Consider the following 15,359-nt stretch of genomic DNA (forward strand, 5'->3'; position numbering starts at 1 on the left):
GATCGAGGCGCGGCGCTGGCGTCATTGGACCATACAATCGCGGCGCACGCAGAGACGCCCCCAGTGGGCGCCCCGAACAGCGGGAAGCGGCCGTGCTCAGCCCTCGGCGTAGGCGGTAAACCAGGCCCCGGCCCACAGATTCAGTTCGGCCAGCAATGGCGGCGTGAGCGAGACAAAGGTCCCGCCCGCTTCGGCGGCGATGACCTGCGCGCTCTCGTGGTCGCCGCGCTCGGCGCTCATGGCGATGCGCAGCAGCGCGCCCAGCTCGCCGTGATGGCCATCCACGGCGCGGCTGATCGCCGAGGAAAGGCCAAGGCGCTCCAGCGTATGCGCAGGGGTCGAGCCCACCAGCACGTGGACGAGCGAAAAGATCCCGGTCATGAACGCGGCATCGGCGAAATCCGGATCGTTCGGGTGGAGACTGCGCGCGGCCAGCTCCATGAAATGCGAGCGCGTGCCGGCAAGCTGCACGAGCGGGTCCGAACCCCACGGCAGATCGCGGCCGCTCGCGTAGAGCAACAACTGCGCCCAGCGCGCGATCTGGCGCGTGCCCGCCGCCAGCACGGCCTCGCGCAGCGAGGCGATGGGACGCGCAGGCGCATAGGCGCTCGAGTTCACGAGCCGCAGCAACTGCACGACCACGCCCGGGTGGTTGCGCAGCTCGCGTTCGAGCTCGGCCGTGCCCACGTCGCTCGCCACCAGCGCGAGCAGGCGCACCAGTGCCACGCGCGAACTGCGCACGCTCGGCGCGCGCAGCACCTGCGGGCGCGCGAAGAAGTACCCCTGGAACAGCTCGAAGCCGAGCGAGCGTGCGAACTCGAAGTCCTCGCTCGTCTCCACTTTCTCGGCAATCAAGGTCTTGCCGGCGGCGCGGATCGTCGCGGCGATCTCCGGCAACGCGCTGCGCTCGGTCTGTATCAGGTCGACCTTGATGATGTCCGCGCAAGGCAGGCCCTTGAGCAGGTTCTCGGAGATCGCGCTCACGTCGTCCAGCGCGATGCGGTAGCCCGCGCGCCGCAGCAAGGCGAGTCGCTCGATCAGCGCGTCGTCGAAGCGCACGTGCTCGAGCACTTCCAGCACGAAGCGGCCGGGCGGCAGCAGATGGATGATGTCGTCGAAGAGCATCTCGCGGCCGACGTTCACGTAACCATAGTGGCGCCCGAGCACGGCGGGCACGCCAAGCTGACCCATCGTGCGCGTCATCACCTGGGCGGTGGCGAGCGCATCGTCCTCCACATCGGCGCGGTTCTGCGCACCGCCGCGAAAAAGCAGCTCGTAGGCCGTGAGCGCGCCGCCGCAATCGAGAATCGGTTGCCGGCCCAGATAAACGAACGGCTGGGCGGCCCGAGCCTCCGGGCGGCCCTCGCCCCGCGCAGCGGTTGCCGGCCTGCCGGCCGCTGACGATGAATCGGACATGGCGTATGTGACTCGTACAGATGAAAAAACCGGCGACACGATGTCCCTTCCGGCCGCTGCGGCACCCGACCGGTGTCGCGCCCGACCGGTACACCGGCCGCACGCCAGACCGCGCCGGCGCCCCCGGCATGCATCGCGCATGGCGCCAGCGTCCCGAACGGCGCCACTTTAACCGAATCCGCGGCCGTTGGCAGCGCCCTGGCGATTGCATAACCTGCAACGGCGTTTTTTCGTCACGCGCGCTAAAGATTTTCGCGGCGGGGTCGATAACTTGCTCTGATGGGCCCCTTCAGCCGGATCCCGCACGGTGCCCAGTGAAGCATACACACGCCATATAAAGCCGCACGGAACAGGGTTGTCAGCGATAGACATGGAAGCGAACAGGATCACGGCGCCCCGCCCGGGCTGGATGCGCACGGTCATCGACCGGGTTCGCGCGCTCGCCCGGCGCCCCGACGGGCACGCCCACGCCCCGCTCGCGCCCGTGGCCAGCCCGCCGCCCCGTCACCCGCTGCCGGAGCCGCACGACGCCGCGCATACAGCTCATACAGCTCATGCGGCTGATACGGCTCATGCGGCTCACGGTGCAGCCGGCCACGAGCGTTCGGACTCGGTTTCGCGCTCGTTCGAAGAAACCGCAAGCGCGGTGGACTTCCTCGCCCACGTGGACCGCGGCCTGCGCTTCCTGTACGTCTCGGACGCGAGCCTGCGCTTTGCCGGCTATCACCGCGAGTTCCTGCTCGGCGCGACGCTGCACGACATCGTGGCGCCCGATCACCTACCGCGCCTCGACGCCCTCTTCGATCGCGCCGCCGCCTCGGGCGCGGTCGAGAAAGACACCGTCGATCTCGTGAAGGCCCTCACCTACCCGCTCGCCGTGGAGCTGCGCGTGCAGCGCGCCGATTACGCGGGCAAGGACGGCTTCGCGGTGGCCGGCTTCGACGTATCGGCGTGGCAAAGCGCGGAGCAGCGCCTCATGCACGCGCTCCATCACGACCCGCTCACGGGTCTGCCCAATCAGACCGCGCTCACGCCGGCGCTCGAACGCGTGCAGGCCGAAGCCGACCTCTATGGCGTGCCGGTCGCCCTGCTGCTGCTCGACCTCGACGACTACCAGCGGGTGAACCGCGCACTCGGCTACGACGCAGGCGACGAACTGCTGCGCGAAACCGCGCGCCGCCTCACCCACCTCGCGCTGCAAGGCGAGCTGATCGCGCGCACCGGCAGCGACGAGTTCGCCATCGTCATCACGCCGCAGCCGCACGGCGATCCGGGCGAAGTGCGCATCGCCGCCGAAGCGCTCGCGCGGCGCCTGCTCGCCGCGGTCCTGCAGCCCTATACGTTCCGCAACCAGCCGGTCCATCTTTCGGCGAGCATCGGCATTGCCTTCCATCCGGACCATCGCGACCCGCGCACAGGCGCTGCCGAGAGCGCGGCCCATGCCGACCCCACGCCGCTCAGCCGCCGCGCCGACCAGGCGCTGCAGCGGGCCAAGGCGACGGGCGGCAACACGCTCATGCTGCACGTGCCCGACAACGATCCCACGGACGCACTGCGCCTGAAGCTCGAGTCGGATCTCTACGACGGCGTGCGCAACGGCGAGTTCTCGCTGCACTTCCAGCCCATCACGAGCAGCGCGACGCGCGGCGTGGTCGGCGTGGAAGCGCTGATCCGCTGGCACCACCCCGTGCACGGACTCGTGCCGCCTTCGACATTTATTCCGCTTGCGGAATCGGTTGGCCTGATTAATTATCTCGGCAACTGGGTGTTGAAGGCCGCCTGTATGCAATTGACCCAATGGGACGAACAAGGCATTTCGTTGCAGTACATCGCGGTCAACGTGTCGCCGCAGCAGTTCCGCAATCCGCGTTTCAAGGACAGTGTTCAGGAGGCGATCGAGCTCACCGGAGTGGATTCGCGCCGCCTCGTGTTCGAAATCACCGAAAGCCTGCTGATGCACGACCCGCAGCATGCCAAGACGCTGCTCGAGGAGCTGACGGCGCTCGGCATCCGCTTTGCCGTGGACGACTTCGGCACGGGCTACTCCAGTCTTGCCTATCTGCAGCGTTTCCCGCTCTCGAAGCTGAAGATCGACCGCAGCTTCGTCGAAAACCTGCTAACCTCGCGCAACGATCAAGCCATCGTGAATGCCGTGGTAGGTCTCGCGCGCACGCTCGATCTCGAGCTCGTGGCCGAGGGCGTGGAAACCGAGGCACAGCGCGAACTGCTCACGAAGATGGGCTGCGATCATATCCAGGGATGGCTCGTGTGCAAGGCACTCCCCTCAGAGGAACTGGCGCAGCGCTTCGCATCGCGCTCGCTCAGTGTTCACGAGGTGCAGTGATGCGGACATCCCATCAGGCAGGGCTTTGGCGATATTGACATGGTTCAGATGGTAAAGGCAGTACTGCTAGACCGGCTATGGGCGCGCATGAACGAGCGCGGCGATTTCCCCATGCTGTCGCAGTCGCTGCGCACCACGGTCGCCGCGATGACCAACGACGACTACGACTTCAACGCCCTCGTCCAGGTCGTGCTCTCCGACTTCGCCCTGACGCAGAAGGTGCTGCGCCTCGCCAATTCGGCGATGTACATGGCGTTCGGCGGCAATATCACCACGGTCACGCGCGCGCTGATGGTGCTCGGCATGGACGCCGTGGGCCACCTCGTGGTGGGCCTGAAGATCGTCGATCACTTTCATCACAGCGCGCCGCGCCGCATCGACGCGAAACTCGAACTGAACCGCACCATTCTCTCCGGCTGCGTCGCGCGCAAGCTGACCGAGCGCGGCGACCTGCGCGCCGGCGAAGAAGCCGTGGTGTGCACGCTGATGCGCCAGGTGGGCAAGCTGCTCGTGGTGTTCTACCTCGAAGCCGAGTGGGACCAGATACGCCGCGAATGCGACGAAGGCGCGGGCGAAGACGAAGCCTGCATCGCCGTGCTCGGCGTGACCTTCGACGAGATCGGCCACGAGGCCGCCACGCGCTGGCGCCTGCCGGAAACGATCCGCGAAGGCATGGGCCAGTTCGACCCGCAGGGTACCGAGCCGCGCCAGGTGCAGTGGCTGCGCGCGATCACGAACTACTCCACCGAGGTGGCGCGCGTGCTCACCACCCCGGACCTCACCGACGATATGCGCGAGGCGCATATCGCCGAACTCGCCTGCTACTACGGCCGCGCGCTCAACACCGATCCGGAAATACTCGTGCAGATGAGCCTCGCGCTCGCGACCGAGGAAGCCGACGACGGCGTAATGCGCGAGATCGTCGAATTGCGCGCGAATGCCGATGCGATCGCGCGCGAGGCGCTCGACCCCGAGGCGCGCATTGCAGCCGGCGTGGAAGACCTGCGCGCCCTGCCGCCCGACAGCCCGTTCAGCACGGCCCTCACGCTCGCGAACGAAACCGTGCTCGCGGGCCTCGGCTTCGCGCGCACGGTGGTGTTCGTGCGCGAAGGCGCGAACATGTTCGCGGCGCAACGCGGCTTCGGCCCCGGCGTGGAAGGCGTGCTGCCGAACCTCTATTTCAACGCGGCATTCCAGCCGGACGTGTTCCATCTGGCGATCGCGAACTCGGTGGGCATCTTCATCGAGAATGCGCGCGACCCGAAGATGATCTCGCGCCTGCCTGCCTGGTATCGCTCGAGCTTCGACGATGCCCGCGCCTTCGTTCTGCTGCCGGTGGCGGTGGAAGGCGACCAGCCGGTGGCGCTGCTCTACGGCGACTGGCTGCTCACGCAGGAAACGCGGCGCATCTCGCAGAAAGAGATGAGCGCGCTCAACGACCTCGCACGCGAGCTCGCGCGTTTTTTTTCGATCAGTTCCGCTAACGTTAGCTAGGGCACGATCGCCGCCGATCGCGTATAAAAGAAAGAGGCGGCGCATCCCGGATGCGCCGCCTCTTTGCATTTGCATTTGCATGGACCGCGAAGCACGCGGCCCACACGCATTCGGTCAGTCGTCGATTCGCTCCAGCCCCGTCGCTTCCGCATTGCGGTCGGCCATGCCGGCCCACTCGCCCGCGGTGAGACTGAGCGCGGCCACCGCACTCGCGTCGAGCGGTTCGAGCTGCGCGCAGATCATGTCGACCGCGCTCCAGTCGCCGTGTTCGAGCGCCTCGGTCACATCCAGCAGCCGGCCCAGCACGCCCTCGCGCCCGACGATCGCGGCGCGAATGGGGCGCGCGAGCGTGAGCATGTCGATGGTCGTTTCGAGCGGGCCGCCGAACACGGCGTCGACGAACGAGAACACGCCCGCGAGAAACGCGGCGTCCTGCTCGTCGCGCCCGGCGGCCGGCAACTGGCTCACGGCGAGTTCCATGAAACGCGCGCGCGTGGCCGCGAGTTGCAGCAACGGATCGTCTTCGAGCGAGACCTTGCGGCCGTCCGCATAGAGCAGCAACTGGGTCCAGCGGGCGATACGGTTGGTGCCCGTGGCGTTGATCGCCTCGCGCAGTGTGGAGACCTTGCGCCCGATGCCGAAGGTCGGCGAATTCGCGAGGCGCATCAGATGCATCACCAGCACCGGGTTCAGTTTGAGCTCGGCTTCGAGCTGCGCGACGGTGGGGTCCGAAGCCAGCAGTTGCAGCAGATTCAACAGCGCCTGGCGCGGCGCGCTCGCACGGCGCCCGCCACCCTGAGGCCTGGCGAAGAAGTAGCCCTGGTAACGGTCGAAACCCAGCGCATGCGCGCGCTCGAAGTCGGCCTGAGTTTCGACGCCCATCGCCACGAGGATCTTGCCCGCGGCTTTCAGCACGCTCGCGAACTTCGCCAGCAGCGCAGGTGCGATGCGGCGCAGATCGATCTTGACCGCCTCGACATAAGGCAGCAGCTTCGCGAAGGATTCGTCGGCCTCGGTCACATGGTCGAGCGCGAAACGATAGCGGCGGCCGTGCAGTTGCACGAGCCGCGCCACGAGTTCCGGGTCCGCGCCGATATCGAGCGGCAGCTCGAACATCACGCGCTGGGCGGGCAGGCGCAGGATGGCGTCGTCGAACAGCGCGTCGCGCGTGACGTCGAGCCAGCCCGGGTGCCCCGACAAGGCACCGCGCGCCGCCGGTGACGCGAAAGCCGCGATCAGTGCGGAACCGGCGCCCGAATGCGCTTGCGGTTCGTCGCCGCGGTCGATTACGCGCGGCTGCATTTCGAAACCACACAACATACCGTCCCGATCCAGCAAGGGCTGGCGGGCGAAATACACGTCGTAGCGGCTCACTGCTGGATCGTCCCCCGCGGCTCCGGGCATGGGCGGCCGATCTGCGGCGTTCAAGCTCATGAAATCCCTCGCGTGGCGCCTTCCTTCGTGCGGCGCCTGGTCTTGATATGGTCTGGACGGTGCGCCGCGTGATGTCGCGCAGATGCGATCTTTCGCGCGCAGCGTGCCCCGTCGATTTGTTACCGATTCTATCCTGGCCGGTACGGCCGGCATATGTAGCCGGGCCTCAAATCCGAAATATTTTCGCATCCGGAGCCTGACGCCCAAGGCAGCGTGATTAGGGCCGAATGATGCGACTTAATTCGTAATCCGAAAGGATACGTTCAAAAGAAAAGCCGGCCGGATGAACTCCGGCCGGCTTCCCGTTCGAAGCCTACGCCTTCCTTACTTCAGCACGACCTTCACGTCGAAGTATTTGGCTGCGAGGCGATCGATCGTGCCGTCCGCCTTCAGTTCCTTGAGCGCCTCGTTGAGCGCCGTCTTCAGTTGCGTGTCGCCCTTGCGCACGCCGTAGCCCACACCCGCGCCAAGCAGCTTTTCGTCGATGACGGCCGGGCCGGCGAATGCAAAACCCGCGCCCTGCGGCTTGTTCAGGAAGCCCTTCGAGGCGGCTTCGCCGTCCTGGAAGGCCGCATCCAGACGCCCCGAAGCGAGGTCGGCGTAGATCTGGTCCTGGGTCTGGTAAGGCACGACGTCAACGCCGGCCGGCGCCCACTTCGCCTTCGCATAGGCTTCCTGGATCGTGCCCTGCAGCACGCCCACGTGCTTGCCCTTGAGCGACCCGGCAGTCGGCAGGAGCGGGCTGCCCTTCTTCGCGATCATCATGTTCGGGATCGTGTAGATCGGGTCGGTGAAGTCGATGACCTGGCGGCGCTGGTCGGTAATCGTCATGTCCGAATTGATCGCGTTGAACTTACGCGCCTGCAGGGCCGGAATCAGCCCGTCGAACGAGTTCTCCACCCACACGCACTTCGCCTTGAGCTTCGCGCAGACGGCGTTGCCCACGTCGATGTCGAAACCCTGCAGTTCGCCCGAGGGCGACTTCGATTCGAACGGCGCGTACGACGCCTCCACGCCGAAGTGGATTTCCTTGATGTCGGCTGCGTGCGCGGCGCCTGCCGCGAGGGTGGCGGCCGTGCAGAATGCGAGAGCGGCCAGCTTGTTCCAGTTCATTTTCATGTGTCTCTTTCCAGTCAGATATGACGCGCAACGGCGCGCCGGCACAGGATCGCTGCGCCAATATCGCGGCTCAAACAGGCGCCTCCTTTGTGGTGCACCGCAACAACCGCGAGGGCGCGATTGTACCGCGAGCGCGCAAGGGGTCCGCCAACGCGCCCTTTTGGGAGAGACGCCGAACTTGCAATTGCGTGTCGTGGATGCGCAAGCGCGTCCGGGCACGAAGCGTGGGGCGGAGGTCGCGGGAAGACGACAGGAAGGTGACGGGAACGTGGCGCAACCAGGCGCCACATCTGCGTCAGACCAGAGTCCCGAGTGTCCGGGCGGTCGTTTCGACGACGAGCAACCCGGCGCGCAAACCGGGTTTGACGGCGGGATTGGGAAACACGATGCGCTCTTCCTCGTGCTCGACGACATAGCGATAGTCGCCGTCGTTGGCGAGTACCGTGCCGCGCGCGAACGGCGTGAAATTCGGCACGTCGGCGGCGACGTGAAGCTCGAACGCGTCGCTTTGCTTCGTGATCTGGCCGATCACGGTGAACACGCGCGGCAACGGCGCCTCCAGGTCGGGCAGCGCGCCCGCCACGAGCCGGCGCACCGCCGCGTCCGCATTCGCGAAGCGTGCCAGGTCGTTCTGGCCGAACGGCTGCACCTTGCCGAGTTCGAGCGTGCAAGCCGTGGCGCCGCAGATATCGGCCGTAAACGACGAGTACGTCGCGCCCTTCTCCGTATGGATGAGCACGCAACCAATGCGGGCGTCCGCCAGCCACGCGAACATCGTGTGCGAAGGCGCCGCACCCGTGTAGGGCAGCAGCGCGAACTGCTCGAATGCGGAGGGGCGGATGGCCGTATGCAGGTCGAGGTGCCAGCGCGCATGCGGCGCCTCGGACGCCGCTGCGAAAAAGCCCTGGGCATGCGCTTCGAGCGCGGCGGCGCGCGGCGCCTCGGCGCTCGATCCCACCTTCGCGTGACGGCCGCCGAACAGCCGGTTCAGATCGTCGTCGAGATAACGGCGGGCTTCACGCATCGCACTCACGTTGCCCAGCACCACGAGCAGGCGGCACGCCAGCGCACTACGGCCCGCCGCGATATCGGCCACATGTTGCGAAAGCAGTTCGATCGGCGCCGTCTCGTCGCCGTGGATGCCGGCCGAGAGCAGCACGCTCTTCGTCGCCGTATCCGCGTGTGCGGGCTCGAGTTGCAGCACGCCGTCGTCGAGCCATTGCCAGCGCGCGCCGTTTTCGAGCGTGCCGCGTGCCGCCGCGTCGCTCGCGGGCCGCGACCCCGCGAGCGTGTAGCGCAGGAAGTCGGCGAACAACGGTTCAGCGCTGGAAGTCATAGAGCGAGCCGAGGTCGAGGATCTGCGTGAGTTCATCGAGCGCCGTGCGCGACTCGACGAGCAGCATCGGGTCGGTCAGGTCCTGCGGCGCGAGACGGTCGCGATAATGCTTTTCGATCCACGCATCGAGGCGCGCGAACAGCTTCTCGTCGATCCAGACGCCCGGCGCCACGGCCGCGCGTTCGGCATCCGAGAGCACCACGCGCAAACGCAGGCAGGCCGGGCCGCCGCCGTTCTTCATGCTCTCGCGCAGATCGAACACGAGCACTTCGTCGATCGGCCCGCGCTTCGCCGCCAGTTCGTCGAGATAGTTCGCCACGCGCGGATTCTCGCGGCATTCCTGCGGCACGACGAGCACCTGCGAACCGTCCGCGCGGCTCAGCAACTGGCTGTTGAACAGATACGACGACACCGCATCGGCCACGCTCACCTGCGCATCGGGCACCTCGATCACGTGGAACGGGGCATCGTGCGCCGCGAGCTTCGTGCGCAGTTCGTCATACACGGCCTGCTGCTCCACGAACGCGCGCTCGTGGCAAAACAGCGTGCTGCGGTTGCCCACGGCGATCACGTCGTTATGGAACACGCCGGCGTCGATCACATCGGGGCTTTGCTGCGCGAACACGGTCGAATCGACGGCGAGACCATGACGCTGTGCCACGGCGCGGCTCGCCTCGAACGTCTGCCGCGCCGGGAAGCGCTTCGGCTCCGCGCCGCGGCGGTATTCGCTGCGTCCGTAGACGAAGAACTCCACGCCGCGCTCGCCATACTGCGAGCAAAAGCGCGTATGGTTCGCCGCACCTTCGTCGCCCAGCGCGGGCGTGCCGGGCAGTGCCTCGTGCACCACGAAATGATCGGGATTGCCGAAGATCGCGCCGAGCGTGCGCTGCGTGGCCTCGTGCTCGATCGCGCGGTGCAGCTTGCTGCACAGGTTCGCCGGGGTGAAATGCACGCGACGGTCCGGCGTGTCGGCCGACGGGCTCACGGTCGCCGCATTCGCGGTCCACATGGCCGAAGCGGAACTCGCCGCGGCCAGCAATTCCGGCGCTTCCTTCGCGGCCTTGGCGATGGCCTCGGCATCCTTGCCGGTGAAGCCGAGCTCGCGCAACAGGCGCATGGAAGGCCGCTCCTGCGGCGGCAATACGCCCTGGGCAAAACCCAGATCGGCGAGCCGCTTCATCTTGCGCAGCCCCTGGCGTGCGGCGGCCTTCGGGTTGGCGACGGACTTCTCGTTGTTCTGCGACGCCACGTTGCCGAACGACAGGCCGGCATAGTTGTGGGTCGGGCCGACGAGTCCGTCGAAGTTGGCTTCAAGGGTTTGCATCGTCGTCCTCATCATCAGAAAGCGAGGCCCGGCGAAACGCTCGCGGGCATCTGCAGTTGGGCGCTCTCGACCGAGGCCATCGGCCAGGCGCAGTAGTCGGCCGCGTAATACGCGCTCGGACGGTGATTGCCGGAGCGGCCGGGGCCGCCGAACGGCGCACCGCTCGACGCGCCGTTGGTGGGCCGGTTCCAGTTCACGATGCCGGCGCGGATTTCGCGCGAGAAGCGATGCCAGAGCGCTTCGTCGTCGGCGAGGAGCCCCGCCGAAAGACCGAAGGCCGTATCGTTGGCCTGAGCGATAGCGTCGTCGAAACCCGCGTAGCGGATCACCTGGGCGAGCGGCCCGAAGTGCTCTTCGTCGGGCAGATCGGCCACGCCGGTCACGTCGAGAATCCCGGGCGTCACGAAACCGAGCGCGGGGTCGCGCTGCGTCATCGTCAACAAGGCGCGGGCGCCGCGTTCGAGCAGCATCGTCTGTGCGCCGACGAGCTTCGCCGCCGCACGCGCCGAAATCACGGCGCCCATGAACGGCTGCGGATCGGCATCGTATTCGCCCACCGCAATGCGCTCGCTCACTTCGACGAAGCGCGCGAGGAAACGGTCGCCGAATTCGCCCGTGGGGACGAGAATGCGGCGTGCGCAGGTGCAGCGCTGTCCCGCCGAGAGAAACGCGGACTGGATGGTGTGGTGCACGGCCGCGTCGAGGTCCTCCACCGGCGCGATGACGAGCGGATTGTTGCCGCCCATCTCCAGCGCGAGCACGATCTCGGGCCGGCCGCCGAACTGGCGATGCAGCAGCGTGCCGGTATCCGAGCTGCCCGTGAAAAAGAGCCCGTCGATCTGGCGATGATTCGCGAGGGCAACGCCCGTATCGCGCTCGCCCTGCACGAGATTCATCACGCCAGCAGGCAGGCCCGCCTCGCGCCACAACTCGACCGTCACGCGCGCCACCTCGGGTGCAAGCTCCGAAGGCTTGAACACCACCGTATTGCCGGCGATCAGCGCGGGCACGATGTGGCCGTTGGGCAGGTGGCCCGGAAAGTTGTACGGCCCGAACACGGCCACGACGCCATGCGGGCGATGGCGCAGCACGGCCACGCCGTCGGCCATCGGCGAGCGTTTCTCGCCGGTGCGCTCGCCGTAGGCCGTGATCGAGATGGCGACCTTTGCGGCCATCGAGGCGGCTTCGGTGCGCGCCTCCCACAGCGGTTTGCCGGTCTCGCGGCCAATCGCCTGCGCGAGCCGCTCTTTGTGTTCGGTGACGAGCGCCGCAAAACGGCGCGCGATGTCGCAGCGCGCTTCGAAGGGCGTTTGCGACCAGTCGCCAAAAGCGCGGCGCGCGGCGTTCACGGCACGGTCCACGTCTTCGGCGGTGGCGGACTGGCCGCTCCACACCGTCTCGCCGGTACCCGGGTTGCGCGAGGCGAAGGCGGGGCCCGAAGCCGCGCTCCATTGCCCGTCGATGAAAAGCTCGTTCATGATCATTCTCGCCGTCATTGCTGTGGATGCTTCTGTGCGGGGCCGAGCACGCGCACGGCGTCGCCCGCCGCGACGTTCAGCGCCGCCGCTTCTTCCGCACTCAGTCTGAATACGCCGTCCTGCACGATGCCGGGAGCAAAGCCCACGCGGAAATCGCCCGGCGAGGTGTTCGAGACGAGCGAGCGCACACCTGCCACGTCGGCACCCGGTGCGCCGATTTCGACCGGCACCACCACGCTCTCGCGCACGGTGCGCAGGTCGGCGATGTGGCATTCGAGTACCGGGCCCGCGTCGAAGATATCGACGTGATTCTCGTAGCGCAGCCCCTCGGCTTCGAGCATGCGGCGCGCGGGAATGGTGTCGGCGTGGGTGCGCCCCACGGCGGCCTGCGCTTGCTCGGGCAGCAGCTCGACGTACACGGGATGGCGCGGCATCAGTTCGGCGAGGAACGACTTGCGGCCATGCGCGCTGAGATAATCGGCGGCATTGAAATCGATTTGATAGAAGTGCGAACCGACTGCGCGCCAGAATGGCGAAGTGCCATCGGCATCGAAATGGCCGCGCAGCTCGGCGCAGATGCGCTCCGGAAAGCGCTCGCGGAACTGCGCGAGAAACATGAAGCGCGAGCGCGACAGCAAACCGCCCACGCCCGCTGCGCGATAGCGCGGCGAGAGGAACAGCGAACACACCTCCGCATAGCCCGTGAGGTCGTGCGAGATGTTGAGCGCCCGCATGCGCGTCCAGATATCCAGATCCTGGCTTGCGTGCACCACCGTGCTCACGCGATAGTTGTAGAAAGGCTGCTGGAGCCCCACCGCCGTTTCGATGCCGCACACGCCGGCCACGTCGCCCGTGGCCGTGTCTTCCATCACGAAGAAGTAGCCGGCTTCGGCAAGCGATACCTCGCCCGCGAGCGTGCGCCGCGTGCGCGCGATGCGCGCCATCAGCGCGTCGCGATCCGGCTTGAACGTGGTGAGGCCGGGGCCGGTTTCCTGGGCGAGCGAGACGAGCGCATCCACATCGCCCGTCTGCACGACGCGAACCACGATCATTGCGTCTCTCCCATCGATTGATCGTCCGTTTCAGAAGTTTCGCGCCACAGCGGCGCGCAGCGCACAACGTCGCCGTCCTGCACGCCGAGCGCCGCACGCGCCGCGGCGTCGAGCGGCGCCTCCCCGCGCAGCGCATGGCGCGGCGCGCGAGCTGCGCCTTCCTGCAGCGCAGGCAGGTTGGCGAGCACGCAGCGGAACTCGCCCGCGCGCTGACTGGCAACCATGTACGACGCCCCTTGCCCTGCCGCCGCCGATGCTTCGCGCACCGCGCGGCTTTCGTTGTCGGCGACCGAGGCCGTGCGATCCACCTGCGCGGTCAGCACCGGACCCGCGTCGAAAATATCGACGTAGCGGTCGGGCTCGAAGCCCTCCTCCAGATGCATTTCATACGCGAGCAGCGCGCTCGGGTCCGGCTCGCCCAGCACGCGCTGCGCGGCTTCGGGCAGGAGCGGCACGTAGATCGGATAGGCCGGCATCACCTCCGCGATGAAGGTGCGGCTGCGACCGCCCGAGGCCATTTCGATGTCCTTGAAATCGCGCCCGAAGAACTTGCGCCCCACCGCTTCCCAGAACGGCGACACGCCTGCTTCGTCGGTTACACCGAGCAGGAGCGAGAACACTTCGGGCGTGAAGCGGCGGCGATTCATCGCCACGTACATCATGCGCGCGCGCGACATCAGGTGCGCGGCGGCGTCGCCGCGCAGCGACGGGTCGATATAGAAGCCCGCCAGGCGGCTCTTGCCCGTGAGCTCGTGCGACATCTGCAGCGCGTGGATCTTGCGGTTCACGTGCAGCTCGCGCGAGGCGTGGATCAGCGCGTCGTTGCGAAACGCGTAGAACGGCTCCGAATAGCCGGCCGCCGCCACAAGGCTCGAGGTGCCGACGAGCTTGCCCGTGGCCGAATCTTCGAGCACGAAGAGATAGAACTCCTCGCCCGGAAAATCGACTTCGGCGCGAAACGAATCCTCGGAGAGCGCGATGCGCGCCTCCAGCGCCGCGCGGTCGTGCGGCAGCGAGTGCAGCACCGGCTGCGCGGTGCGCGCCATGTGCGCGATCGCGTCCAGATCGGAGAGTCTGGCGGGGCGAACGAAGAGCATCGTCGGTCCTGTGTCAGTGAAAATAGCGCGGGCCGCTCAGCGGCCCACCACGTCCTCGAAAGCCTGTTCGAGGCGCACGAACCCCTCGGCCAGATCCGCTTCCGGGATGATGAGCGACGGGGCGAAGCGCAGCACGTCCGGGCCCGCGATCAGCATCATCACGCCATGATTCGCCGCCGCCGAGAGGAAGTCCTTGGCGCGGCCCTGGTAACGCGCGGTCAGCTCGGCGCCGATCAGCAGACCCTTGCCGCGAATGTCGCCGAACACGTCGAAACGCTCGTGCAGCGCCGCGAGCTTCGCGCGGATCGTTTCGCCGCGCGCACGCACGCCGGCAAGCAGCGCCGGGTCGCTCACCAGATCGACCACCTTGCCCGCGATCGCCGCGCCGAGCGGATTGCCGCCGTAGGTCGTGCCGTGCACGCCCACCTTGAAGTGCGCAGCGAGCGCTTCGGTAGTCAGCATGGCGCCGATCGGGAAGCCGTTGCCGAGCGCCTTGGCTGTGGTCAGGATATCGGGCGTCACGCCCGTGTCCTCGTACGCGTAGAAGCGGCCCGTGCGGCCCACGCCGGTCTGCACTTCGTCGAAAATCAGCAGCGCGCCGTGCGCATCGCAGGCTTCGCGCAGCGCGTGCAGGAAGGCCGGATCGGCCGGAATCACGCCGCCCTCGCCCTGCACCGGCTCGACGATCACGGCGCAGGTTTGCGCGCCGATCGCCGCACGCGCGGCTTCGATGTCGTTATACGGCAGATGGCGGATGCCGCCCGGCACGGGGCCGAAACCTTCGGAGTACTTGGGTTGCCCGCCCACGCTCACCGTGAAGAAGGTGCGGCCGTGGAACGATTGCGTGAACGAGACGATTTCAAACTTCTCTTCGCCAAAGCGCTCGAATGCTACACGGCGCGCGAGCTTGAGCGCGGCCTCGTTGGCCTCGGCGCCGGAGTTCGCGAAGAACGCGCGGTCCGCGAAGGTCAGCGCTTCGAGCTTCTGCGCGAGACGCAGCACCGGCTCGTTCGTGTAGCCGTTGCCGATATGCCAGAGCTTGCCGCCCTGGTCGTTCAGCACGCGCAGCAGATCGGGGTTGGCATGGCCGAGGGCCGTCACGGCGATCCCGCCCGCGAAGTCGACGTAATCGCGCCCTTCGGTGTCCCACACGCGCGAGCCGAGGCCGCGATCGGGCACGAACGGCGCCGGGGAGAAACACGGCACCATCACTTCGTCGAAGGTCTTGCGGGTCACAGTCTGGTCGTTCATGGCAAATCCTCTCA

The 15,359-nt window shown here is 67.2% G+C and carries 11 protein-coding genes; 2 read left to right on the plus strand and 9 right to left on the minus strand.

Annotated features, from left to right (window positions below; translation table 11 throughout):
- Window positions 1-96 precede the first annotated feature (96 nt).
- On the minus strand, window positions 97-1,416 hold the full coding sequence (locus U5760_RS03240) for an EAL and HDOD domain-containing protein (RefSeq protein ID WP_322009554.1): 1,320 nt from the start codon (window positions 1,414-1,416) through the stop codon (window positions 97-99).
- Window positions 1,417-1,786: 370 nt separating this feature from the next.
- Here U5760_RS03240 and U5760_RS03245 point away from each other — a divergent pair, with 370 nt between their 5' ends.
- Complete coding sequence (locus U5760_RS03245) at window positions 1,787-3,760, plus strand: sensor domain-containing phosphodiesterase (protein WP_322009556.1); 1,974 nt, start codon at window positions 1,787-1,789, stop codon at window positions 3,758-3,760.
- Between the two features lie 48 nt (window positions 3,761-3,808).
- Window positions 3,809-5,254, plus strand: a complete 1,446-nt coding sequence (locus U5760_RS03250; protein ID WP_322010015.1) for an HDOD domain-containing protein — start codon at window positions 3,809-3,811, stop codon at window positions 5,252-5,254.
- Window positions 5,255-5,368: 114 nt separating this feature from the next.
- On the opposite strand, the gene U5760_RS03255 is transcribed toward U5760_RS03250, so the two are convergent.
- The 8 genes from U5760_RS03255 to U5760_RS03290 form a co-directional block, all read right to left on the minus strand.
- The gene (locus U5760_RS03255) at window positions 5,369-6,688 is read right to left on the minus strand and encodes an EAL and HDOD domain-containing protein (RefSeq protein ID WP_322009558.1); all 1,320 of its coding nucleotides are present in this window, start codon (window positions 6,686-6,688) and stop codon (window positions 5,369-5,371) included.
- Between the two features lie 324 nt (window positions 6,689-7,012).
- Complete coding sequence (locus tag U5760_RS03260) at window positions 7,013-7,807, minus strand: ABC transporter substrate-binding protein (RefSeq protein ID WP_322009560.1); 795 nt, start codon at window positions 7,805-7,807, stop codon at window positions 7,013-7,015.
- Between the two features lie 295 nt (window positions 7,808-8,102).
- On the minus strand, window positions 8,103-9,143 hold the full coding sequence (gene astE, locus U5760_RS03265; protein WP_322009562.1) for a succinylglutamate desuccinylase: 1,041 nt from the start codon (window positions 9,141-9,143) through the stop codon (window positions 8,103-8,105).
- Window positions 9,127-10,467 (minus strand): N-succinylarginine dihydrolase, encoded by a 1,341-nt coding sequence (gene astB, locus U5760_RS03270; protein ID WP_322009563.1) that lies wholly within the window; start codon window positions 10,465-10,467, stop codon window positions 9,127-9,129. Before astB ends, astE begins: the two co-directional genes overlap by 17 nt.
- A gap of 14 nt (window positions 10,468-10,481) precedes the next feature.
- Window positions 10,482-11,945, minus strand: coding sequence for a succinylglutamate-semialdehyde dehydrogenase (astD, locus tag U5760_RS03275; RefSeq protein ID WP_322009564.1), 1,464 nt, complete (start codon window positions 11,943-11,945; stop codon window positions 10,482-10,484).
- Window positions 11,946-11,959: 14 nt separating this feature from the next.
- Window positions 11,960-12,997 (minus strand): arginine N-succinyltransferase, encoded by a 1,038-nt coding sequence (astA, locus tag U5760_RS03280; protein ID WP_322009565.1) that lies wholly within the window; start codon window positions 12,995-12,997, stop codon window positions 11,960-11,962.
- Window positions 12,994-14,094, minus strand: coding sequence for an arginine/ornithine succinyltransferase subunit alpha (gene aruF, locus U5760_RS03285; protein ID WP_322009566.1), 1,101 nt, complete (start codon window positions 14,092-14,094; stop codon window positions 12,994-12,996). Before aruF ends, astA begins: the two co-directional genes overlap by 4 nt.
- Before the next feature lie 36 nt (window positions 14,095-14,130).
- Complete coding sequence (locus U5760_RS03290) at window positions 14,131-15,345, minus strand: aspartate aminotransferase family protein (RefSeq protein ID WP_322009567.1); 1,215 nt, start codon at window positions 15,343-15,345, stop codon at window positions 14,131-14,133.
- Window positions 15,346-15,359 lie beyond the last annotated feature (14 nt).

Source organism: Paraburkholderia sp. J12, from assembly GCF_905220215.1.
GTDB lineage: Bacteria > Pseudomonadota > Gammaproteobacteria > Burkholderiales > Burkholderiaceae > Paraburkholderia.